The 23,632-nt window shown below is 30.2% G+C and carries 16 protein-coding genes; 9 read left to right on the forward strand and 7 right to left on the reverse strand.

The genetic code is table 11. From position 1 onward, the window contains the following. Nucleotides 1–92 precede the first annotated feature (92 nt). Together CRV02_RS07460 and CRV02_RS07465 are read left to right on the forward strand one after the other, a co-directional pair. The gene (locus tag CRV02_RS07460; protein ID WP_258239250.1) at nucleotides 93–995 is read left to right on the forward strand and encodes a DMT family transporter; all 903 of its coding nucleotides are present in this window, start codon (nucleotides 93–95) and stop codon (nucleotides 993–995) included. Next, on the forward strand, nucleotides 992–1,414 hold the full coding sequence (locus tag CRV02_RS07465; protein ID WP_129089793.1) for a YqaA family protein: 423 nt from the start codon (nucleotides 992–994) through the stop codon (nucleotides 1,412–1,414). The genes CRV02_RS07460 and CRV02_RS07465 overlap by 4 nt, the downstream gene beginning before the upstream one ends. Here the strand turns inward: CRV02_RS07465 and CRV02_RS07470 are convergent. The 4 genes from CRV02_RS07470 to CRV02_RS07485 are packed head-to-tail and all read right to left on the reverse strand — an operon-like array spanning nucleotide 1,407 to nucleotide 7,416. Then, complete coding sequence (locus tag CRV02_RS07470; RefSeq protein ID WP_129089794.1) at nucleotides 1,407–2,000, reverse strand: TetR/AcrR family transcriptional regulator; 594 nt, start codon at nucleotides 1,998–2,000, stop codon at nucleotides 1,407–1,409. The genes CRV02_RS07465 and CRV02_RS07470 overlap by 8 nt on opposite strands. Beyond that, complete coding sequence (locus CRV02_RS07475) at nucleotides 2,001–5,108, reverse strand: efflux RND transporter permease subunit (RefSeq protein WP_129089795.1); 3,108 nt, start codon at nucleotides 5,106–5,108, stop codon at nucleotides 2,001–2,003. It lies immediately after the preceding gene. A 2-nt stretch (nucleotides 5,109–5,110) separates the two neighbouring features. Continuing rightward, nucleotides 5,111–6,196 (reverse strand): efflux RND transporter periplasmic adaptor subunit, encoded by a 1,086-nt coding sequence (locus tag CRV02_RS07480; protein WP_129089796.1) that lies wholly within the window; start codon nucleotides 6,194–6,196, stop codon nucleotides 5,111–5,113. Further along, nucleotides 6,193–7,416, reverse strand: a complete 1,224-nt coding sequence (locus CRV02_RS07485) for a TolC family protein (protein WP_129084073.1) — start codon at nucleotides 7,414–7,416, stop codon at nucleotides 6,193–6,195. The genes CRV02_RS07480 and CRV02_RS07485 overlap by 4 nt, the downstream gene beginning before the upstream one ends. 102 nt (nucleotides 7,417–7,518) lie before the next feature. Here CRV02_RS07485 and CRV02_RS07490 point away from each other — a divergent pair, with 102 nt between their 5' ends. The 4 genes from CRV02_RS07490 to CRV02_RS07505 all read left to right on the forward strand — a co-directional run bounded on the left by CRV02_RS07490 (nucleotide 7,519) and on the right by CRV02_RS07505 (nucleotide 13,971). Continuing rightward, the gene (locus CRV02_RS07490; RefSeq protein ID WP_129084072.1) at nucleotides 7,519–7,995 is read left to right on the forward strand and encodes a MarR family winged helix-turn-helix transcriptional regulator; all 477 of its coding nucleotides are present in this window, start codon (nucleotides 7,519–7,521) and stop codon (nucleotides 7,993–7,995) included. Nucleotides 7,996–8,101: 106 nt separating this feature from the next. Next, complete coding sequence (locus CRV02_RS07495; RefSeq protein ID WP_129089797.1) at nucleotides 8,102–10,759, forward strand: transporter substrate-binding domain-containing protein; 2,658 nt, start codon at nucleotides 8,102–8,104, stop codon at nucleotides 10,757–10,759. A gap of 73 nt (nucleotides 10,760–10,832) precedes the next feature. Further along, a complete protein-coding gene (locus CRV02_RS07500) occupies nucleotides 10,833–11,783 on the forward strand; it encodes a substrate-binding domain-containing protein (RefSeq protein WP_129089798.1) in 951 nt (316 codons plus the stop codon). Continuing rightward, nucleotides 11,770–13,971 (forward strand): PAS domain S-box protein, encoded by a 2,202-nt coding sequence (locus CRV02_RS07505; RefSeq protein ID WP_129089799.1) that lies wholly within the window; start codon nucleotides 11,770–11,772, stop codon nucleotides 13,969–13,971. Before CRV02_RS07500 ends, CRV02_RS07505 begins: the two co-directional genes overlap by 14 nt. Here CRV02_RS07505 and CRV02_RS07510 read toward each other — a convergent pair. Next, nucleotides 13,968–14,690 carry an RluA family pseudouridine synthase gene (locus CRV02_RS07510; protein WP_258239251.1) on the reverse strand — a complete coding sequence of 241 codons (723 nt, stop codon included), beginning with the start codon at nucleotides 14,688–14,690 and terminating at the stop codon, nucleotides 13,968–13,970. The genes CRV02_RS07505 and CRV02_RS07510 overlap by 4 nt on opposite strands. Nucleotides 14,691–15,019: 329 nt before the next feature. Between CRV02_RS07510 and purB the strand changes: the two genes are divergently transcribed. The 3 genes from purB to CRV02_RS07525 all read left to right on the forward strand — a co-directional run bounded on the left by purB (nucleotide 15,020) and on the right by CRV02_RS07525 (nucleotide 19,861). Next, nucleotides 15,020–16,351 carry an adenylosuccinate lyase gene (gene purB / locus CRV02_RS07515; RefSeq protein WP_129084068.1) on the forward strand — a complete coding sequence of 444 codons (1,332 nt, stop codon included), beginning with the start codon at nucleotides 15,020–15,022 and terminating at the stop codon, nucleotides 16,349–16,351. Between the two features lie 29 nt (nucleotides 16,352–16,380). After that, nucleotides 16,381–18,765 carry a ribonucleoside-diphosphate reductase subunit alpha gene (locus CRV02_RS07520; protein ID WP_129089801.1) on the forward strand — a complete coding sequence of 795 codons (2,385 nt, stop codon included), beginning with the start codon at nucleotides 16,381–16,383 and terminating at the stop codon, nucleotides 18,763–18,765. Nucleotides 18,766–18,841: 76 nt separating this feature from the next. Further along, on the forward strand, nucleotides 18,842–19,861 hold the full coding sequence (locus CRV02_RS07525) for a ribonucleotide-diphosphate reductase subunit beta (protein ID WP_129089802.1): 1,020 nt from the start codon (nucleotides 18,842–18,844) through the stop codon (nucleotides 19,859–19,861). Between the two features lie 145 nt (nucleotides 19,862–20,006). Here the strand turns inward: CRV02_RS07525 and CRV02_RS07530 are convergent, their stop codons facing one another. Together CRV02_RS07530 and CRV02_RS07535 are read right to left on the reverse strand one after the other, a co-directional pair. Further along, complete coding sequence (locus tag CRV02_RS07530; RefSeq protein ID WP_129089803.1) at nucleotides 20,007–20,840, reverse strand: hypothetical protein; 834 nt, start codon at nucleotides 20,838–20,840, stop codon at nucleotides 20,007–20,009. A gap of 446 nt (nucleotides 20,841–21,286) precedes the next feature. Continuing rightward, on the reverse strand, nucleotides 21,287–23,611 hold the full coding sequence (locus CRV02_RS07535) for an EAL domain-containing protein (RefSeq protein WP_164968975.1): 2,325 nt from the start codon (nucleotides 23,609–23,611) through the stop codon (nucleotides 21,287–21,289). Nucleotides 23,612–23,632 lie beyond the last annotated feature (21 nt).

Genomic DNA, 23,632 nt, shown 5'->3' on the forward strand with positions numbered 1-23,632 from the left:
CAAAACTTAAAACTTCTGTAAATATTTAAGTTACTAGGAAAGTTTCTAGGAGTATAATTCCGCTTTTAAAAATTATGTGAAAGAGAATAGAGTTGACAAAAGATTTTAATTTAGTTGGATTAGTATCCATCATCTTCGCCATGTTTATTTGGGGAAGTTCATTTATTGCACTAAAAGTAGCAATGGTAGATTTAGGTGAATATACTGTTATTTTTATAAGAATGGCTGCTGCATCATTGTGTTTTATATTTTTTATAAAAAGGTTTTTAAAATACGATTTTACAAAACGGGATATTCAATTAATCCTATTACTTGGATTTTTTGAGCCATGTTTATATTTTGTATTTGAAGCAAAGGCTTTATTATATACTTCTGCTTCACAAGCAGGGATGATTACATCGCTTATGCCTTTAATGACAGCTATGGCAGCAGGTTACTTCTTAAAAGAGATTATCTCTAGGCAGTTGTTGTTTGGTTCGGTTGTAGCTATGATAGGTGTTGTTTGGTTAAGTGTTCAAGCAACTACAACTGAGTCTGCACCAAATCCTATGCTTGGAAACTTTTTAGAGTTTTGTGCAATGGCTTGTGCCACAGGATACACTTTGGTTGCAAGATATTTAAGTGAGAAGTTTTCTGCACTGTTTATAACAGCAATTCAAGCATTTATTGGTTTTGTATTTTTCTTACCATTTTTTATTTTTGAGCTAAGTACAAAGGAGATGACTTTCTCTGTTGAAGCTGTTTCTTGGTCTATTTATTTAGGTATAGTGGTTACCTTATTAGGGTATGGACTTTTTAACTTTGCTTTAACTAAAATAGAAGCGTCAAGAGCTGCTATGTTTGTAAATTTAATACCAATTTTTACATTGATTTTAGCTTTTTTAATTTTAGGAGAGAAGTTAACAACTACAGAGTTAGTAGCAAGTGCTACAATTTTATTTGGAGTTATAATCTCACAAATCACAGTAAAAAGATTTAAAAGAAGAAAGATTTGATTTATCTAACACTATTTATTTCAGCCTTTATTTCAGCAACTTTATTTCCTTTAGGAAGTGAGGCTTTGCTGGTTTATAATATCAATGAAGGCTATAATTTAGTGTATCTTCTAGCATTTGCAACTGTAGGAAATGTTCTTGGGTCTTTACTTAACTATTTTATAGGATTAAAAGGCGAAGAGTATTTAGAAAAGAAATCATATTTAAAGCAAGAGAAGATAAAGAGATATAAAGAGTTTTTTGATAAATATGGAGCTTACTCTTTGCTTCTTTCTTGGGCACCTGTTATTGGTGACCCTTTGACTTTAATAGCAGGTGTTTTTAAATATGATTTAAAAAAGTTTTTATTCTTAGTTTTTATTGCTAAGTTTTTTAGGTATCTATTTTTAGCAATAGCAACTCTGTATTTTGTTAGTTAGTTTTTTCTATTGTTAGAAAAAAGTTCTTTAGAAAGCTTCTAATTTCCTCTATAGAGGTTGTCTCTTTCTCATTTAATAGTGAGATATGGAAAAAGCCTATAAATGAGTTTAATAATCCTCTAGTTAAGTTTCTAGCCTCTTTTATAAAGAGTTCTTGTTTAATCCCCTCTTCTACAAGAGAGTTTATAACTTCAAGGTGTTCTTCATATATCTTTTTTAAAAAGTTTTTAAAAGTCTCCTCTTCTTCATAATGGCTAAGTCCTGCAAAAATATTTAAAATAGTTCTATAGTTTTTAAACTCTTTTGTATAAACCATTGTAAAAAAACACTCAAACTTATCTTTTAATTTCTCTTTTTGCTTTACTTCTTTTTCGGTTTTCTCTTTCCATTGCTCATAAAGACCTTCTGTTAACTCTAAAATAATATCTTCTTTATTTTTGAAGTATTCATATAAAGTTCCTTTAGCAATATTTGATTGTTTTGCTAAAGAAGTTACAGTAAGGTTTTGATAGTTTGTATTTAAAAAGGCATCAAGGCACGACAGTGCCATGCACCGTCGTTTTTCTTGTTTTTCTTCTTTTGTCATTTATGACTCTTCACTCTTTTTTTTAGATAGCTTTGAAATAAGAATAAAGAACAGAGGAATAAATACAATTGCAATAAATGTTGCAGCTAACATTCCCCCAATAACTCCTGTACCAATTGAGTGTTTACTAGCAGCACCTGCTCCATTACTAATAGCTAATGGTAAAACACCTACTGTAAAGGCTAAAGAAGTCATAATAATTGGTCTTAATCTTACTTTTGCAGCTTCTAAAGCAGCATCAATTAAGTTGAAACCTTCTTTTTGTTTTTGAATAGCAAACTCTACAATTAAGATGGCATTTTTAGCTGCAAGTCCGGCAAGAACTAAAAGTCCAATCTGGAAGTAGATATTGTTATCAAGTGCTCTTAAATTTGTTGCTAAAATTGCCCCAAATACTGCAAATGGAACAGCTAAAACAACTGAAATAGGAAGTAACCATCTTTCATATAAAGCACATAAAATTAAGAATAAGAAAACAAGTCCAAATACAAATGCCATAGCAGAACTTCCACCTACTTGTTTCTCTTGATAAGCTGAACCTGTCCAACTAATAGTATATCCTGATGGTAATACTTCATTTGCTACTTCTTCAATAGCTTTTAATGCATCCCCAGAACTATATCCAGCTGCTGGTTGTCCTGATACTTTTGCTGCTTGGAAAAGGTTAAATCTTTCAACAATATCAGCACCAACTACTTTTTTATAAGAGATAAATGAGTTAATAGGAAGTAGTTCGCCATTGTTTGCTCTTACAAAAATCTCTTTAAAGTCTTCAATATTGTTTCTATATTCAGAATCAGCTTGTAAATTTACTCTATATGTTCTTCCATAAAGTGAGAAGTCATTTACATAAAAACTTCCATATGTAGAAGTAATAGTGCTATAAATATCATTTAGGTTTACACCTTTTGCTTTTGCTTTTTCCACATCTACATCAACTTTATATTGAGGAATTGTTGCAGATAAAGATGTTCTAACACCAATTAACTCGGGTCTAGTTTTTGCTTTTTCAAGTATTTGATTAACTACTTTTCCTAAATCTTCAACACTACCACCAGTTCTATCTTGAACATACATATCAAATCCACCAGTAATACTCATCCCCATAATTGGAGGTGGAACAACGGCAAATGAGAAACCTTCACTTGTACCCATAAGTTGTTTAGAGAATTTTCCTAGAAGTGCTTGGGCACCCTGCTCTTCATTTGGTCTTTCACTCCAGTCTTTTAGTTTAATAATTGTTGCAACTGTATGTGTTCTTTGAGCTGATGTTGTAAAGTCGTATCCTGCAAGAGTAATGATATTTGCAACATTCTCATCTTGTGAAACAATAGCATTTGTCTCTTCTGATAACTCTAAAGATTTTGATAAAGAGTAACCAGGAGGGTTAAATCCAAATACAAAAATAGTACCTTGGTCTTCTTGCGGAACAAGTCCAGTTTTCATAGATTTAAACATATCATATGAAACAAAAATAAGACCAGCATAAAGTAAAATAGATATTAAAGAGAATCTAATAGTTTTTTTAACTAAGTATGAATAACCTTCAGTTGCTTTATCAAACATGTTGTTAAACCATTTAAAAAAACCTTTTGGTTCATGTTTTCTATTTTTTAATATCTTTACACATAATGTTGGAGTTAATGTTAAAGCAACAAAACCAGAAATCATTACGGAAATAACAATAGTAATAGCAAACTGTCTATACATCTCTCCACTTAAACCACCCATAAAGGCAACAGGAATAAAGATAGCACCAAGAACTAAAATAATAGCAATTAAGGCTCCTGTAACTTCTTGCATGGCAATAAAGGCAGCTTCTTTAGGGGTTTTACCCTCTTCCATATGCCGTTCAATATTTTCAATTACAATAATGGCATCATCAACAACAATACCAATAGCTAATACAAGTCCAAATAGTGTTAGTAAGTTGATACTAAAACCTAAAACATACATACCAGCAAAAGCACCTACAATTGAAATAGGAACTGCAATAAATGGAATTACCGTAGCTCTCCAGTTTTGTAAGAATAAATACATAATTAAAATAACTAGAATTAAAGCTTCAATAAAAGTTTTTACAACCTCTTCAATAGAAGCAGAAATAAAGTCTGTACTATCGTATGGAATGCTATAAGTCATATCTTGTGGGAAGTTCTTTTGAGCTTCTTCTAAAGATCTTTTAATAGCATCTGCTGTTTCAAGTGCATTTGCACCACTTTGTAAGAAAATACCAATAGGAATAGATGCTGCATTGTTTAATCTTGTTTCAACACTATAATCAGCTGCTCCAAGTTCAATAGAAGCTACATCTTTTAGTTTTAAACTACTTCCATCTTCATTTGCTCTAATAACAATATCACCAAATTGATTTGCATTTTCAAATCTTTTTGGAGTTTGAATTGTATATGTGTACATCTGTTTATTTGCAATTGGTTCTGCTGCGATTTTACCTGCTGCATATTGGTTGTTTTGTTCTTTAATTGCGGCAATTACATCAGTTGTAGCAAGTGAGTATTTAGATAACTTACTTGGGTCCATCCAGATTCTAATAGAGTAATCTTTTGCACCAAAGATGATAGCATCCCCTACTCCATTTACCCTTTTTAATGATTCAACCATATTTAAAAGAGCATAGTTTGATAAGTATACTGAGTCATAAGTATCATTTGGAGATTGAAGCATAATAAACATAAGAATACTTGGACTTCTTTCCCCTACAACAACACCTTGTCTTTGTACTTGTTCTGGCATTTTTGCTAAAGCTGCTTGAACTCTATTGTTTACGTCAATCTTTGCAGAATCAGGGTCAGTTCCAACTTCAAAAAATACATTAATATTTAATCTTCCACTATCTTCTGCAACTGAGTTCATATAAAGCATGTTTTTTGCACCATTGATTTTCTCTTCTAAAGGTGCAGCAACAGTTTTTGCAATAGTATCAGCACTTGCTCCTGGATATGAAGTACTTACAATAATCTGAGGTGGTAAAACTCTTGGGTATTGTTCAATTGGTAGATTGAACATAGAGATTAACCCAGTAAGGAATATTACAATAGATAACACACCTGCAAATACTGGTTTTTTTATAAAAAATGAAGAAATCATAACTATTTCTCTTTATTTACAATTTGAACTTTTGTATTAGGTCTTAGTTTTGCAAGGTTACTAATTACAATTTGTTCATTTACTTTTAAACCATCTTTTATAACTATTCCTTTTTCAACTAAACTTCCAGTTTTTACAGGTCTAACTTTTGCAATATTATTTTCATCAAGTACATAAACCATACTTGTTTTTGCAGTTTTTAATACGGCATTTTCAGGAATAATAAAAACCTCACCTAAAGAAAGATTTGTAAGCTCAACTTTTGTAAAGTTACCTACAACAAGCTCATTATTAGGGTTTTTAAACTTAGCTCTTAAAAGTAAAGTATCAGTATTTGAATCAATAGTTGCAGCTATGAAATCTATCTCGCCACTATTATAAGTTTTGCCATTAGCAAGTAAGTTAACTTTTACTTTATTAGCTCTAATTTGACCAAGGAAACTATCCATATCATCTTTTGGTAAAGAGAACTCAGCATGAATAGGATTTGTGTTAGTGATAGTTATTAAGTGTGAATTTGCAGCACTTGAACCTACTAAATCTCCAATACTGTGATTTTTAAGACCTACAATTCCATCAATAGGAGCTTTTACATTTGTATAGTTTAAATTAATTTGTGCTTCTTTTAATGCAGCCTTTGAACTTTCATATTGAAATGTATAGTCATCAAAAGTTTGATTACTAATAGATTTTGATTTAAATAAAGCCTTAGCTCTTTCATAATCTTTTTTTGCTTTTGTAAAGTTTGCTTTTTTCATATTTAGGTTTGCTAAATAGATATCTGGCTCAATTTTATAAAGCAGTGTTCCTTTTTTTACAAAATCACCTTCATTGAAGTACTTCTTTTCTAATGCCCCAGAAACTCTAGCCATAATATTTACTTGCTCATAAGCTTTTAAAATAGTTGGATAAGTTTTGTTTGTTGTATTATTCTCTTTATTTACTTTAAAAACTTGAACAGGTAAGGCAGGTTTCTGAGGTGAAGTTTGTTGTTTTGTGTCCTTTGCTTCCCCTTGAAAACATCCTGTAAAAGCTACAACAGCAATAGTTGTAAGTAGTAATATTTTTTTACTCGTTGATTTTATCATCTAATATAATCCTTTAAATTTTCTCCACTGTGGTAGATAATATTTGCTTTTTTTATTTCTAAGTCATATTTTGCAAACTCTAATAGACTCATCGCATCGTATTTTTCACTTAAAGCTTCAAGATATGCAACATTTTCAATTAAACCATTTTCATATTTTGATTTAATTACTTCATAGGCACTTGTTGCAGCTTTTAAACTCGCATTTGCTGATTTTACTTTTAGTTTTGCAATATTAAATGCTCTTTGAGCTAATTGTAAATCAGTGTTTGCTCTATTTCTTTCATACTCATATCTTGATTTTAGACTTAAGTATTTTTTGTATTGTGCTTCATATCTATTTTTTGTTTCTCCAAAAGAGAAAAGGTTCCACTTCATATTTACAGAAAATATGTTTTGGTCTTCAATAGATTCATAGGCAGAATTATCGTAGTTGTAGTCATAGTCTGTATATGTGTTGTCTAAAGTGATAGTAGGAAGGTAACCACTTTTTTCAACTTTTGCATTATCAAACTGTGCTTTTACATCATACTCTAAAGCTTTGATATCTGCTCTTTGAGAGTCTTGTGTCACTTGATAATCTTTTATCATAGAACCTTCTGAGATAGATATCTTTTTCCCAGTTATATACTCAAGGTTAGATAAAATAGTTTGTAAATCAAGTTCAATTGAGTGTAGGTTTACATTTTCACTCTCTACTCTTGAAATGATTTTTTCTACTTCATCTTTAGTTGTACTTCCAACAGCTAAAAACTTAGATAGTCTCTCCTCTTGTGCTTTTAATTGGTCTATTTGCTTTAATTTTGCTTCTTTTTGAGCTAATAAAGCAAGATAGTTAAAGTAATAAGATGAAACATCTAAAGCAATTTGGTTTTTTGATGAATTTAAACTCTCTTGAGAGCTTTTGATGTTACTTCTGTATTTGCTAAAAGTATTCGATCTTTTATTTCCATCATATAAAACAAAATTTATGCTTGCTGAACTTCTTATTCCATCATTTGGAACACTTGGTGTTTCTTCATTTGTATTTGAATAAGTGGCACTTACATCTAGTTTTGGGTAGTAAGAACTCTTTACACTTTCGTACTCTTTTTTTATTGAGTCTGTATCATATTCATAAGAGTTGATAAGTTGATTCTTTAATGATAACTCAACTAACTCATCTAGGTTTTGACCTAATAAAATAAGAGGTAAAAACATTGCTAATATTGATTTTTTCAAATAGCCTCCTTTTATCTTTCCAGAAAGATATCATATAAAAACTTAAAACTGTCTTTCTAGAAAGATAAAAGATTTTAATTAACTTTGTGTTAAAATTCTTTCATGGATAAACAATATATAGAAAAATTTTTTGAAAATATGAAGCAAAAAGAGGGTTATGATGTGTTTAATATCTCATTGCCTATTACTTTAATTTACAAACATAACTTTAATAAGAATGAGCAAATGTTTAAACAAAAGTATAATTTGATTCATTCAGATGTGGATGTTTTGGCTTCTTTATACTTTAATGGTAAAGAGTTATCACCAACAGAGTTATACTCAGCTATTATCTTTTCTTCAGGAGGAATGACAAAGGTTCTTAAAAAGTTAGAGTCTTTAGGTTATATCTCTAGACAAGCAAACCCAAATGACAAAAGAAGTATGCTTGTTAAGTTAGAAGAGAAAGGTGAAAAGGTTTTACTTGATTGTTTAGATGATTTAATAGAGTTAAAAAAAGAGACCTATGAAGCATTAACTGAACAGGATAAAGAGGATTTAAAAAGAATTTTACAGAAAGTTACTCTAAGTCTTTCATAAAATGTATACAAAGTATACTACTAACTTATAATATAAGCAGATTTCTTAAGGAGGCTTTTAAAGAAGTTATAATAAATTTTAATACTAAATTTACTTAGGAATTAAAATGTGCTTTAAAAGAGTTTTTCTATTTTTTTTACTTTTCCTTTCAACTCTTTATGCACAAGCTTTTAATAAAGCAGAAAAACAATGGATTTCCGAAAATCCAGTTGTCTCAATCTCTATGCTTAATAACTTTGAACCTTTCTCTTATGAAACTAGAGGTGTCCACAAAGGCTTTACGCTTGATATTTTAAAAAGAGTAGAAAAAATAAGTGGACTAAAGTTTGATATAAAAACTTCAAAATGGTCTGAGGCAATTAGTAGTTTTAAAGAAAAAAGAGTTGATGTTATTTCAGAGATTTCTTACACTAAAGAACGTTCAAAATATGCTCTTTTTACAACTACTTATTATGAAATACCTACTTTTATTTTTGGACTTAAATCAGATACAAACTTTAAAAGTGCAAAGAACCTAAAAGGTAAAGTAGTTGCTGTTAGTAGGGGATTGTTTTATATAAAACTATTAAAGGAACTTGGAATAAAAGTAATAGAACTTGATTCAAGTTTTGAAAAAGCTCAAGCTGTGGTTACAGGAAAAGCTGACTATTTCTTAGCTTCATATACAACAGGACAAAAAGCAATAAGTGCTAATACTTTTTATACATTACAAGTACTTGGAGAGTTTACTGCTATTAAAAAAGAAGACCTAAGATTTGCAACCCACAAAGAGAACTCTATTTTAAGAGATATTCTAGAAAAGTCTTTAAAAAGAATAGAACCAGAGGAGTTCTCTTATTTAGCAAAAAAATGGATAAACAATAATAGATTTGATAGCCAAATAGATTTTACAGCAGAGGAAGTAGCTTTTATAAGAGATAATCCAATAGTAAAATATAGTGAAGTAAACTGGAAGCCTTTGTCAATTATTGAAGATAATAAGATGAAAGGTATTATGGGAGAGTATTTAGAACTTGTTGCAAAAAGAACAGGTTTAAAGTTTGAGTTTGTCCCTTCAAAATCTTGGCCCCATGTTTTAGAACAGTTCAAAGAAGGAAAAATTGACTTAGTTCCTGGAGTTGGTTCAAGTCCCCAAGAAAAACAGTTAGGATTAATCTCAAATAGATACGCAAAATATCCTTTTGTAATTGTAACCGATGATAGATATACTTATTTAGAGAATTTAATGGATTTAAAAGATGCAGTAATTGCTGTTCCTAAATCCTATACAAGTTACAACTTTATAGTAAAGAACTATCCTGAGATGAATCTTTTAATAACAGAGGATATTCCAGAAGCTCTAATTGCAGTGGAAAATGGAAAAGCAGATGCTTTTGTAGGTCATATTGCAACTTCTTTATATTATGTTTCTGAACTACACTTAAAAAATTTAAAGGTTGCAGGAACTACAATCTTTGACATAGAACATCACTATTTAATACAAAAAGATATGCCTTTGTTACTTTCTATAATCAATAAAGCTTTTAATTCTATTTCACTACAGGAAAAAAAAGATATAAATGCAAATTGGATTCAAACAACTGTTGTTGAAAAAAAGATTGATTATAAGTTAGTATTTTTAGTTTTCTTTACTTTTGTGATTATTTTAGCTGTTTTTGTTTATAGACAAAATATTTTAAAAAAATATAATGAAAGATTAAAAGACTCATATGCAGATATAGAAAGTATTATGAATTCAACTATGGAAGCTATTTTAATTACTGAAAATAGAAAGTGTATTGAAGTAAATGATTCTGCTGTTAAGCTATTTGGTTACTCATCTAAAGAAGAGATGATAGGGCAGGATTTATTAAATTTTATAGCAAAAGATTATAGAAAACTTGTAAGAAGTAAAATTACTGCAACTGTAAAAGAGCCATATGAGTTAGAGATTTTAACTGCAAAAGGAAAAAATATCCAAACACTAGGAAAGGGTGCAAACCTAAAGCTTAGTGGTAAAAATGTAAGAATTTCTTCAATCATTGATATTACCGATATAAAAAGTAAAGAAAGACTTTTAATAGAGCAGTCAAAAATGGCAGCTTTAGGTGAGATGATAGGGCATATTGCCCATCAATGGAGGCAACCTTTAAGTGTGATTACTGTAGTTACTACAAGCTGGGAAGTTTATGATGAATTAGGAACCTTAGATAAGAAAAAAGTTTTAGAAGAGGGGAAACTTATCTTATCAAATGCTAAATATTTATCTCAGACAATTGATGATTTTAGGCAGTTTATAAAAGGTGAAAACTCATCATCTAAATTTAATGTAAAAGATTTAATTGATAATTTATCAAGACTAGTAAATTCTTCTATTCAGAATGAACAAATAACTTTAGTTTTAAATAATAGTATAGATAGAGAATTATTAGGTGGACAAAATAATCTTCTTCAAGCTTTAATAAATATTATTAATAATTCTATTGATGCTTTAAAACAACAACAAAAAGAAAAATTTATATTTTTAGATGTAAAAGAAAATGAAGATAAAAAAGTTCAAATAATTATAAAAGATAATGCAGGTGGAATTGATAAAAATATAATAGATAAAATATTTGAACCTTATTTTACAACTAAGCATCAGTCCCAAGGCACAGGGCTTGGACTCTATATGACTTATAGTATATTAGAAAAAGCAAATGCTTCAATAAAAGTTGAAAATTGTGATTATACTTATAATAAAAAACAATATAAAGGTGTTATCTTTTCTATTACATTTCAGTAACAAAAAACTTATTTTTATTTAACTCACAATCATAATTTGATAAAATTAATTACTTTAGATCAAGGACTGACTCTTGAAAATTAAAATATTACTATTAATAGCCCTTTTAGCAACTTTTCTTTTTGCTAATAATCAAAAAAAAATTATTTATTTAACACCAGATATTTCAATTCCATTTTGGCAAATAATAGCTAAGGGAGTAAAAGAGAGTAGTACTAATTTAACTTATGATCTTGAAGTATTTAGTTCAGATAATAGTTCAAAAAAAGAGTTACAAAATACAATCAAAGCAATCAAAGCAAAACCTGTAGGAATTGTAATCTCTCCTACAAATTCTTCAAATTGCGTAACAGTTTTAAAACTTATCAAAAAAGCAAATATTCCTGTCGTTATTGCGGATATTGGTACGGATGGTGGTGAATATTTATCGTACATCTCTTCAGATAACTTTGAAGGGGCATATAAACTTGGTAAATATTTAACTAATTTTATGAAACAAAAAAATATTACTGAAAGTAGTGTTGGAATAATAGCAATTCCTCAAAAAAGAGAAAATGGAAAGCTAAGGACTGCAGGTTTCATGAAAGCTTTAAAAGAAGATAGTATTAAAAGTGCTGACATGAGACAGCAAGTAGACTTTTCTTCAAAAGAGACATATTTTCATACAAAAGATTTACTTTCATCATATCCTAATATGAAAGTTATTTGGCTACAAGGTTCAGATAAATACAAAAGTGCTTTAAAGGCTATAAAAGAGTCAAAAAGAAAAGTTTATTTACTTACATTTGATGCAGAGCCAGAGTTTTTAGAGCTTATTCCTAATGGTACAATTATTTTAGCAGGTATGCAACAACCTTTTTTAATTGGTGAAAGAGCAGTTAAAACTCTTGATTCTCATTTAAATAAACAATATGTTCAAAAAAACATACAATTATCAGTGTTAGCTATTTCAAGTGAAAATATTGATATTAAACTAGAAGAAATAAAAAGAAATGTTTTGGGAATAAGCAATGAAGCAAAATAGGGTTTCAATCTATGTAATACTCTTTTTTATAATTACATTTACAGTTGTATTTGTAGTTGGTTTATACTCAACTTATAAATATATAACAACAAAACATGATATGATTAATGATGTTAAATATAACTCTTCACTTACTCTTTCAAAGCTAAATAACAATATTAAAGATTTTATTCTTTCATATTCTGCCCATGAATATAGTAATGTTATTTTTAATGAAATGAATAATCCAAATGTTATTGCTATTATCATAAATGATTATAAAATGGCAGAAATTGTTGGAGAAAAGAGTTTTTACTCTGGAAAAATAAGAGATTCAAATAGTTTGATTGTTGATTATGCAAGTGATAGTAAAATTCATAGAGAATTACTTTCAGCTAGTTCATATAGTAGTGAGCTCAATGTTTTAGATGATAGTGGCAAGGTTATCGGTAAAATGTATATGTACAGTTCTGATAAAGAGATAAATAAAAGGCTTGATGAAATTATTCAAGATAATGTTAGTAATGTGATTTTTTTATCTATTTTTATGACAATCTTTTTATTTATTGCCATAAGATACTTCCTTTTAAACTATATTTTTAATATTATAAAAAATATTGAAAATAGAGATAAAGATGGTATCCCTGTAAAGTTTTTATCAACTGATGCTCCTAAGGAGATTTCAAATCTTAGCTCAACAATAAATGGAATGATTGAAGCAGTAAGAGCTTCAAGTAGTCAATTAAATGAATTAAAAGAGAGACTTCAACTTGCATGGGATGGAGTAAATGATGGTATTTGGGATTGGCATATTAAAAATGATGAAGCCTATTTTTCAAAGAATTGGAAAAAAATACTTGATTATGAAGAGAATGAACTAGAAAACAGTCCTAAAACTTTTTTTAATCTTTTACATGAAGATGATAGAGAACTTGTTAAAAATCACTTAGAAAAGCACTTTTACAATCCTGAACATACTCCTTATGCCCTTGAAGTTAGGATGAAAGCTAAAGATGGCTCTTATAGATGGGTGTTAACAAGAGGGAAAGCAAGTTTAGATGAAAATTCAGAACCGCTTAGAATGGTAGGTTCTCATACTGATATTACAGCTAGAAAAGAGTTTGAAAGAATATTACAAGAACAAAAAGAGGAGTTTGAAACTATCTTTAACTACTCAAAAGATGGTCTTGCAATGTTAGACTTAGAGAGTAATTTCTTAGATTTTAATGACTCATATTTAAAAATGACAGGTTTTACAAGAAAAGAACTTCTTACAAAATCTTGTATTGGTTTATCTATGCCAGAAGATAAAGAATCAGCAAAAAAAGTAATGGAAGATACTTTAAAGTATGGCTCTGTAGAAAACTTTGAGAAAGCCTGCATTGTAAAAGATGAAAAGGTTATTGTTACAAATATGTCTATTGCTTTATTACCTGATAAAAAAAGAGTTATTATTAGTGCTAAAGATGTTACAGACAAAAAACTAATAGAGTCTCAATCAAAACTAGCTTCTATGGGGGAGATGATAGGAAATATAGCTCACCAATGGCGACAGCCTTTAAGTGCGATTTCTACGGTTGCAAGTGGTATTAAAGTAAGAAATGAGTTTGGTATTATAGAGAGTCAAGATGAGGTTTTACAAGATATGGATGTGATTATTGAACAAACTCAATACCTATCAAAAACTATTGATGATTTTAGAAACTTTATTAGAGAAGGGGATAAAAAAAGTGATATTTTTATCTCTTCTGTTATAGATAAGACTTTCTCGATTTTAAATTCAACAATTGTAAACAACAATATCAATGTAATTATCAATAAAGTAGATGATATCAAAATTGATGGTTATGAAAATGAGTTAATTCAAGCACTAATAAATATCATAAACAATGCAAAAGATGCTCTAAAAGACCTTGAAAATGATGATGATAAACTTCTATTTATAGATACAAGAGTTATTGATGATGATTTTGTTCTTAGTATTAAAGATAGCGGAGGTGGTATTAAAGAAGATAGCATGGATAAAATCTTTGAACCATACTTTACAACAAAACATAAAAGTGTTGGAACTGGAATAGGGCTTTCTATGGTTTACCAAATACTTACAGACCATCATAATGCAAAGATAAAAGCTTTTAATGAGTCATATAAGTATAATGGAAAGGTTTATAGAGGAGCAAGGTTTGATATAGTCTTTAAAATAGACTAGTTATCAAACTCTTTATAGATATCCTTATTCTTTGAGTAAATCTTATAAATCACACCTTTGTAGCTAAACTCTAAATAGTTTGCCTGTAACCATAATCTATATGAACCACTATGTTCAACCCTTGTTTCATCTTTTATAGTCTTATTTAAATACTCTTCTGCCACTTCATCACAAACTCCATAAATAGGATCACCTAAAATAGTATGCCCAATTGAGTTAAGGTGTATTCTTATTTGATGTTGTCTTCCTGTAATAGGATTTACTTCTACAAGAGTTATATCTTTTTCTTTATTGTATTTTAGAGGTTTCACATTTGTAATTGACTCTTTCCCCTCTTCTTTTGAGCAAGTAGCCATTCTAACTCCAATAGCTTTTCCCTCTTTTTTTAGGTTTTTATCAATAGTTAACTCTTCTTCAAGTTTTCCTTTTACAATAGCTAAGTAAGCTTTTTTATACTCTTTTTTCTCAAACATTGTAGCAAGAGCATTTGTTGTTTTGTTGTTTCGTCCTACTAAAACTAAACCAGAAGTTTCTGCATCAATTCTATGAGCTTGATTTGCTTTGTCTCCAAAGTGATATCTTATTTCATCAAGTAAAGAGTATTCAGTATTTTTAGAAATAGGGTGAATCATTAAGTTTGAAGGCTTATCAAATATGGCAAAATCAGAAAAAGTAACAAGAGGTTTAAGCCCCCTTGTATGTCCCTCAAAAACAGCCATATATATAAAATCTTCTTCTATAATTTGTGATATTTTATAAGGTACTTTGTTACTATTGAATATCCTGTTCTTACTAAGCATACGGCTCGATATTTTGGGGCTTAGTGTTAAATCCTGCAGTAAAGCAATTTGGATTGTTTTTCCCTTAGTAACTGAAAATTTTTTTAAAGTGAATGGCAATATTGTGTCCTAGAAATTAAGTAAAATTTTAGGCAAAAAATATACAAAAATTAATATAAAATTTTGGCTAATTTAGATAACATATCATACTAAAAAAATGAGAAGTTTTTAATAAAATTTAACAAATATAGATAATAAGGGATTTGCAAATGGTTGAAAGATATGCCAGAGAAGAAATGAAAAAACATTGGACACAACATGCAAGATATGCTGCATGGCTTGAAGTAGAAAAAGCTGCAGTTAAAGCATGGAACAAATTAGGGCTTATCCCTGATGAAGATTGTAAAAAAATCGTTGAAAATGCTACTTTCTCTGTAGAGAGAATTGAAGAGATTGAAGCTGTTACAAAACACGATTTAATTGCATTTAATACAAGTGTTGCTGAGTCACTTGGTGAAGAGTCAAGATGGTTCCACTATGGAATGACTTCTTCAGATGCAGTTGATACAGGTGTTGCACTACAAATGAGAGACTCTTTAAAAATCGTTATTGATGATGTAAAGATGTTAATGGAGTCTATTAAAAAAAGAGCTGAAGAACACAAATTCACTTTAATGGTAGGAAGAAGTCATGGTATTCATGGTGAGCCTATTACATTTGGTCTTACTCTTGCAGTATGGTATGACGAAATGGCTAGACACCTTCAAAACCTTGAAGAGACTATGGAAGTTATTTCTGTAGGTCAAATCTCTGGTGCTATGGGTAACTTTGCTCACGCTCCTTTAGAGCTTGAAGAGTATGCAATGGCTGAATTAGGATTAAAACCTGAGCCTTGTTCAAACCAAGTTGTTCATAGGGACAGATATGCAAGACTTGCAACAGCATTAGCTACAATGGCTTCTTCAATTGAAAAATTCGCAGTTCAAGTAAGACACTTACAAAGAACAGAAGTTTATGAAGCAGAAGAGTATTTTGCAAAAGGACAAAAAGGTTCTTCAGCAATGCCTCACAAAAGAAATCCTATCTTAACTGAAAATATCACTGGTCTTGCAAGATCAATTAGAGCTCACGCTATTCCTGCAATGGAAAACGTTGCATTATGGCATGAAAGAGATATTTCTCACTCATCAAGTGAAAGATTCTGGTTACCAGATGCATTTATTACAACTGACTTCATGCTTCACAGAATGAACAATGTAATCGCAAACTTAACAGTAATGCCAGAAAACATGATGAAAAACCTAAACCAAACTGGTGGATTAGTATTCTCTCAAAGAGTATTATTAGAACTTCCAAAAGCTGGTGTTTCAAGAGAAGATGCATATAAAATCGTTCAAAGAAATGCAATGAAAGTTTGGGAAGAAATCCAACAAGGAAAACCAACTCTAAATGAAAATGGTGAATCACTATACTTAGGACACCTATTAGCTGATGAAGATTTAAGAGCTAAATTAAGTGAAGAGCAAATTAGAGAGTGTTTCAACTACGAATACTACACTAAAAATGTAGATGCAATTTTCAACAGAGTTTTTAAAAAATAAATAATTTATAATCGAAAAAGGCAAGCAATATGGCAATTATGATTGAAAAAAGAAATGGGAGAAAAGAGGTTTTAGATATTACTAAAATCCAGAAAATGACAATCGATGCAACAAAAGATTTAGATGGAGTATCTCAATCTGAGTTGGAACTTGACGCACAAATTAAGTTTGTTGATGGGATGAGTTCTGCAGATATCCAAGATGCGCTAATTAAGACAGCAGTAGAGAAAATAGACATAGATGTTCCAAACTGGACATTTGTTGCTGCAAGACTGTTTTTATTTGACCTTTATCATAGAGTTGGGAAATCAACTCATGGTATTAAAGGTGAGCCATATTGCCATTTAAAAGAGTATCTAAAGTATGGAAAAGAAGCAGGAAGATTAATCCCTAATCTTGGTGAAGGCTATGACTTAGATGATTTAAATGACTATATTGATTCAGATAGAGATTTACTATTTAACTATCTTGGAATTAAAACTTTATATGACAGATATTTAATCAAGAACAAAGAAGGAAACCCAATAGAGCTTCCTCAACATATGTTTATGGCTATTGCTATGTTCTTAGCTCAAAATGAAGAGAATAAGCAACAAAGAGCAAAAGAGTTCTATGATGTAGTATCTAAATTTGAAGTAATGCTTGCAACTCCTACATTATCAAATGCTAGAACAAATAGACATCAATTAAGTTCTTGTTATATCGGTTCATCTCCTGATAACATCGAAGGTATTTTTGATGGATATAAAGAGATGGCTCTACTATCTAAGTATGGTGGAGGTATTGGTTGGGATTGGAACCAAATCAGAGCTTTAGGTGGGATGATTGATGACCATAAAAGTGCAGCTGGTGGTACTGTACCATTCCTTAAAATCACAAATGATATTGCAATTGCAGTTGACCAATTAGGTACAAGAAAAGGTGCAATTGCAGTATATGTAGAGCCATGGCATATGGATATTACAGACTTTATTGACTTAAAGAAAAACTCTGGTGAAGAAAGAAGAAGAGCACACGACTTATTCCCTTCATTATGGATTACTGACCTATTTATGGAAAGAATCTTAGAGGATTCTCATTGGACTTTATTTGACCCACATGAAGTAAAAGATTTATCAGAACTTCACGGTGATGAGTTCAAGAAAAGATATGAAGAGTATGAAAATGATGAGTCTATTACAAAAGATAGAATCAAAGCAAAAGATTTATGGAAGAAGATATTAACTTCTTACTTTGAATCAGGAAGCCCATTCTTATGCTTTAAAGACAATGCAAATAGAGCTAATCCAAATGCACACGTAGGTCATATTAGATCTTCAAACCTTTGTACAGAGATTTTCCAAAATACAAACCCTAACCACTATAAGATTAGATTAGAGTTTGAAGATGGAACAATTGAAACATACGAAGAAGGAGATATTGTTTTAGTAGATGGTGGACAAGAGAAGAAAGCAAACAAAGTAACTGCACTTGACTCTATCAACGGTAAAAAAGTATTTATAGTTGAAAAAGAGAAGATTGATGGAGATACAGCAGTTTGTAACTTAGCTTCAGTAAATCTATCTAGAATCTTTACAAAAGAGGATATTGAAAGAGTTGTTCCAATTGCAGTTAGAATGCTTGACAATGTAATTGACTTAAACTTCTATCCTCTAAGAAAAGTAAAAGCAACAAACCTAAAATCAAGATCTATTGGTCTTGGTGTTATGGGTGAGTCTCAAATGCTTGCAGAGCAAAAGCTTGTATGGGGAAGTGAAGACCACTTTAAAAAGATTGATACAATTATGGAAGCGATTTCATATAATGCAATTAAATCTTCATCTGAGTTAGCAGTAGAGAAGGGTACTTATCCTACATTTGATGGTTCAAATTGGTCTAAAGGTATTATGCCTCATGACCACGCTCCACAAGCTGTAAATGCACTTGTAGACAAAGATTTATTTGATGCAGGATATGATTGGGATGCATTAAGAGAGCAAGTAAAAGCAAATGGTATGAGAAATGGTTACCTAATGGCTATTGCTCCTACATCATCTATTTCAATTCTTGTAGGAACAACACAAGCTATTGAGCCAGTTTATAAAAGAAAGTGGTTTGAAGAGAACTTATCAGGACTTATTCCTGTAGTTGTACCAAACCTAAGCCCAGAAACTTGGGTTTACTATACACCAGCATATGAAGTAGATCAAATAGATATTATTAAAGCTGCTGCTGTTAGACAAAAATGGATTGACCAAGGGCAAAGTACAAATATCTTTATGAGTTTAGAAAAAGCAAGTGGTAAATATCTACATGAGATTTATACTACAGCTTGGAAGCTAGGTCTTAAATCAACTTATTATTTAAGATCTCAATCTCCTGAGGCTTCTAATGATGTTGAGGACAGAAGTATGGAGTGTGCAGGTTGTCAATAAGATAACCTTACACTTTTTACATACAAAAGTCTAAAATTAAAATATATAATGTCAAAAAAACAGAGGTAAAACAAACGTGGGTAGAAAAACGATATATAATCCAGATTCTAAAGAGACTTTCAACGAAAGAAGAATCTTCGGTGGAAATCCAGATGGAATGATTAACTTCACAAAGATGAAGTATCAATGGGCTTTAAATCTTTGGGATACAATGGAAGCAAATACATGGTTCCCTAAAGAAGTACAAATGACTGGTGATGCTAAGGATTATAAGTATCTAAGTCCAGCAGAAAAAAGAATGTATGATTTAGTACTTTCTCAATTAATCTTTATGGATTCATTACAAACAAATAACCTAATGGATAATATCAATCCATATATCACTGTTCCTGAGATTAATGCTTGTTTATCAAGACAATCTTATGAAGAGGCAAATCACTCAAAATCATACGCAGTTATGGTTGAGTCTATTTCTGATAATACAGATGAGATTTATGAGAAGTGGAAAACAGATGAAAAGCTAAGAGAAAAAAACAACTATATTGCAGATGTTTATCATAACTTAGCAGGAGATATTACTGATGAAAAGATGGTTTTAGCAATGTTTGCTAACCAAATCTTAGAAGGTCTATATTTCTACGCTGGATTTGCTGCTATGTATGCCCTTGGAAAATCAGGGAAAATGCTTGGTTCTTCACAGATGATTAGATTTATTCAAAGGGATGAAGTAACTCACTTACTTCTTTTCCAAAACATGATTAACTCTACTAGAAAAGAGAGACCTGAACTATTTACAGCTGAGTTAGAGCAAACTGTAAGAGGTATGTTTAGAAAGGCTGTAGAGCTTGAAGCTTCTTGGGGTGCATATATTACTCAAGGACAGATTTTAGGGTTTACAGACGCTATTATCACTCAATATATCCAATATCTTGCAGATAGAAGACTTGAAGCTGTTGGTTATGCTCCTGAGTATAATGTGAAGCATCCTATTCCTTGGGTTGATGGATATGCAAGTTTTAATGATCAGAGAACTAACTTCTTTGAAGGGAACGTAGTTAACTACTCGAAAGGTAGTATCGACTTCGACGACTTCTAAAAAAGAGTTTTTATAAAGCTCTTTTGGGAAATTTCTGCGTTATCGCAGAAACTTTTCCAGTCATTTACTACAGTAAACTCCTACAAAAGTTTCCACTCTCGCCTTGAACTTCTTCCAAAATATCAATTATAAAAACTCTTTTAAATTAAAATGGTATATAATCACCATTATTAACGTAAGCTTTTCTTCCTTCTTTAGTTAATTTATATGAGAAAGTTCCATCTTCATAGCCTTTTACTTTTTCAACAAGATTTTTTTCAATTAATCCATCAATTAAGTGTTCGAGAGTGATTAGGCTCATCTGTGATGTTTTTGATAATTGAGTAGTATGGTTTTTAGGGTCATTACCTATATAATACATGATTTTACTTTCATTAGGAGATAAGTCATAGCTAGTATTATTAGTTGAAATAGAGTTATTAGCGATGCTATTTATAGTATTATTTAGTTCATTAATCTCTTTTTTGTATTTATTATGCAATTCTTCAATTTGCTTTATATGTAAGTCTTTCGTTTGATTATTTAACTCTTCTTTTTTATCAATTGATTTTTTAAGATTTATTATCTCATTGTCTTTTTTACTAAATGTTTCATCAAAGCTTAGTTCTAATTCAGTAAATCTACGCTGTAAATCTCCATATTCTTCATATGTAAGAACTCTTTTATTACTAATTTTCTTTAATTCGTTTTGATGCTCAATCCATTTTTCATGAATTTTATTTGATATTTTTGGAAAGTATAGAATATAAAGAAGTGTTGCGATAATTGGTAAAGCTAATCCACATCCATATTGTTCTATCCATGAAGGATAAACATTTGAAGAGATTTCGTTAAATTTTTCAATAGGTTTTAAATCAGAGAATAAAACAATTAGGAACTTATAATTGAATATAATCCAATAAAAAATAAATGCTCCCAATAGTGGGCTAGAAGTTCTTTCATACATGTGTGCTTTAAATGAGTTAACAATATCTTTCATATCTTCTCCATAAAAATAATGATTTATTTTATCTAAAAACTATTTAATAGGCTGTTATTCTCCACATCTGCAAAAGCTGAGGATTTGTAAAGTATTTGCGAAATATGTGAGGACTGTTTGAAGAAATAAAAGTGACTAACTCACTTTTATTTATGAGTTCCGCAACATAGCAAATAGTTTTCAAATACGAAGGCACTTGCTTTAGCAAGCTTTGAAGCCGTGGTTGCTTTTGGAGATACCTTTTTCAATAAAAAGGTATCATACTTTTTCTTCTTTTTTCAACAAAAAAGTATTACCCACTTGTAATCCAAATGAAACCAACCCTTAATAAAATAATCTTATCAAATATAAAAAAGGGGAAGTTATGACACTAAAATATGAGAGCGGATTTTTATTTCTAAGTATGAGTATTAGCTATTTCACAACAGCATACTTAAGCTATTTTTTTATTTACTAATACTATCTATTTCTTCTATCTTTACAGGTTTTGCAAAATAGTAACCTTGGAATAGCTTACAACCTAAGCTAACTAAGAAGTCATATTGCTCTTTAGTTTCAATTCCTTCTGCAACAACTTGCAAGTCTAAAGCCTCAGCAAATAGAAGTATACTTTTAACAATAGCTTCATCAGCTTTGTTTTCTAAGATATTGTTTACAAAAGACCTATCTATCTTGATTTGATTTAAAGGTAGTTCTCTTAGGTATTGTAAAGATGAGTATCCAGTTCCAAAGTCATCTAAAGAGACTTGAACCCCTAACTCTTTTATTTTAAGCATCTTATCTTTTACCTCTTCAAGACTTTTTGCAAGTATGGATTCTGTTAGTTCCACTTTTAGAAGATTTGATTTTACATTGTATTGTTTTAGATACTTTTCAATAACAGATACAAAATCTTCCTCTAGGAACTGTTTTGCACTAATATTAATAGCAATGACCCAATTTGATGTTTCTTTGCTTTTTTGCCATGTTTCTAGCTGTTTACAAGCTGTTTTTATAACCCATGAACCAATAGGAATAATCAAACCAGTCTTTTCAGCAGTAGGAATAAAAGTATCAGGGGGAATCATTCCTTCTTCTGGATGTATCCATCTGATTAAAGCTTCTGCTCCATATACACGATTTTCATCATCATATTGTAGTTGATAATAAAGCTTGAAATGCTCCTCTTTTATAGCTTTGATTAGTTGTGAATAAGTATCAAGATGATTTTGTGCCATACTCTGTGCTTGTTTATCAAAATATGAGAAGCTCTTTTCCTCTTTCTTTGCTTGATGTAAAGCTGTATCTGCTTGTTTTAGTAGTTTATTTGCATTGTTGCAGTTTTTGTTATAAATAGATAGTCCTGCGTAGATTATAGGGTTTATTGTTTTGTCTTCTATTTTTATTTGCTCAGATAAAGTAGATATTAAAAACTCTGTTAAAAGTTTGGCTTCAATAGAGGCTTGGTTTTTATGTTCGTGAATATGTGGAAACCAAACAGCGAACTCATCGGCTGCTATTCTAGCTATGATTGAAGCATCGTTAAATATCTTCTTTATTTTTGAAGTGATTACCTCAAGTACTTTATCTCCTACACTATAACCATAAGCATCGTTAATCATCTTAAAATCTTTTAAATCAAAACAAAGAAGTACTCCCCATCTAAACTGCTCTTTTTTGTCTAGGTGAGTTTGTATTTCATTTAAAAGCATCTCTTTATTTGCTAATCCAGTCAAAGAATCATACTGTTTTAGGTATTCAACCTTTGCTTCTGTTTCTTTTTGAATAGTTAAATCAATAAATGAAGCAACATAATAAATCACATTTAAATCATCATCTAAAACAGCTTGGATAGTTAGGTGTTCTGGAAAGATTGTTCCATCTTTGTGTTTATTATATATTTCACCACTCCAGTGATTATACTTATTTAGTTTTTCTTTCATCTCTTTATAGAAGTTTTCATCTTGATATCCAGATCTTAAAACACTAGGAGTTTTTCCTATAACTTCCTCTTTTTCATATCCAGAGATTTTAGTAAAGGCTTTATTTACTTGAAGAATTCTTTCCTTTGCATCAGTAATCATCATACCACTTCTAGTTTCAAAAGCAGCAGCGGCTATCTTTTCAGCTTTTTGAGAGTTTTCAATTCTTTGAAGCATGTAGTTGATTTCATCATAAAGTTTGCCTATTTCATTATCTTCATTTGTATGGGCTCTATTTTTTAAAGAATCGATAATATCAATCTTGCTTAAAAAAGATACTAGTTTTAAAATAGGTTTTGTAAATCGTTTAGCAAAGAAGTTTGCAAGGGCAAAAGATAAAAGTAAAAGGATTATAGAAATAGAGATTAAAATAGGAATATCTCTTTTTACTACATCCCCTAGAGTTTTTACTTTAAAGTTTAGTTCAACAACTCCTAGTTTTGTGCCTTGATATGTGGCATCAACATAGAGTTTTAAAAGGTTGTTTTTAATACTGCTTATTCTTTCAAAATCATCTTTTAGAGGTTTTGCTTCAAAGTTTTTATTGTCTTTACTATATTGGAAAACAGCTTTTTTATCTGTTTTATATAGAACCATTGAGTCAATATTATCAAAAGACTTTAGCTTACTTGTAATATCTGCTGCAACAGCTACTTTCTTTAGTAAGATAAGTTTTGCAATATCTTGACTTAATACCTTTGCAACAGTACGAGATAGCTCAATTGTTTTGTCATACTGAGATTTCATATTCCAGTAAACAAAACCAGAATATCCTACTGTACCAGTTATCAAAGTAACCAGTAAAATCATTAAAGTAAGTCTTCTTTTTAT

This window comes from Arcobacter sp. CECT 8989 (genome assembly GCF_004116715.1).
In the GTDB taxonomy this organism is placed as follows: domain Bacteria; phylum Campylobacterota; class Campylobacteria; order Campylobacterales; family Arcobacteraceae; genus Halarcobacter.

What these genes read in the sequence shown, in the direction of transcription:
- CRV02_RS07470 (WP_129089794.1), bottom strand. Translation starts at nt 2,000, where the DNA reads ATGACAAAAGAAGAAAAACAAGAAAAACGACGGTGCATGGCACTGTCG.
- CRV02_RS07475 (WP_129089795.1), bottom strand. Translation starts at nt 5,108, where the DNA reads ATGATTTCTTCATTTTTTATAAAAAAACCAGTATTTGCAGGTGTGTTA.
- CRV02_RS07480 (WP_129089796.1), bottom strand. Translation starts at nt 6,196, where the DNA reads ATGATAAAATCAACGAGTAAAAAAATATTACTACTTACAACTATTGCT.
- CRV02_RS07490 (WP_129084072.1), top strand. Translation starts at nt 7,519, where the DNA reads ATGGATAAACAATATATAGAAAAATTTTTTGAAAATATGAAGCAAAAA.
- CRV02_RS07495 (WP_129089797.1), top strand. Translation starts at nt 8,102, where the DNA reads ATGTGCTTTAAAAGAGTTTTTCTATTTTTTTTACTTTTCCTTTCAACT.
- CRV02_RS07505 (WP_129089799.1), top strand. Translation starts at nt 11,770, where the DNA reads ATGAAGCAAAATAGGGTTTCAATCTATGTAATACTCTTTTTTATAATT.
- CRV02_RS07510 (WP_258239251.1), bottom strand. Translation starts at nt 14,690, where the DNA reads ATGGCTGTTTTTGAGGGACATACAAGGGGGCTTAAACCTCTTGTTACT.
- purB (WP_129084068.1), top strand. Translation starts at nt 15,020, where the DNA reads ATGGTTGAAAGATATGCCAGAGAAGAAATGAAAAAACATTGGACACAA.
- CRV02_RS07520 (WP_129089801.1), top strand. Translation starts at nt 16,381, where the DNA reads ATGGCAATTATGATTGAAAAAAGAAATGGGAGAAAAGAGGTTTTAGAT.
- CRV02_RS07530 (WP_129089803.1), bottom strand. Translation starts at nt 20,840, where the DNA reads ATGAAAGATATTGTTAACTCATTTAAAGCACACATGTATGAAAGAACT.
- CRV02_RS07535 (WP_164968975.1), bottom strand. Translation starts at nt 23,611, where the DNA reads ATGATTTTACTGGTTACTTTGATAACTGGTACAGTAGGATATTCTGGT.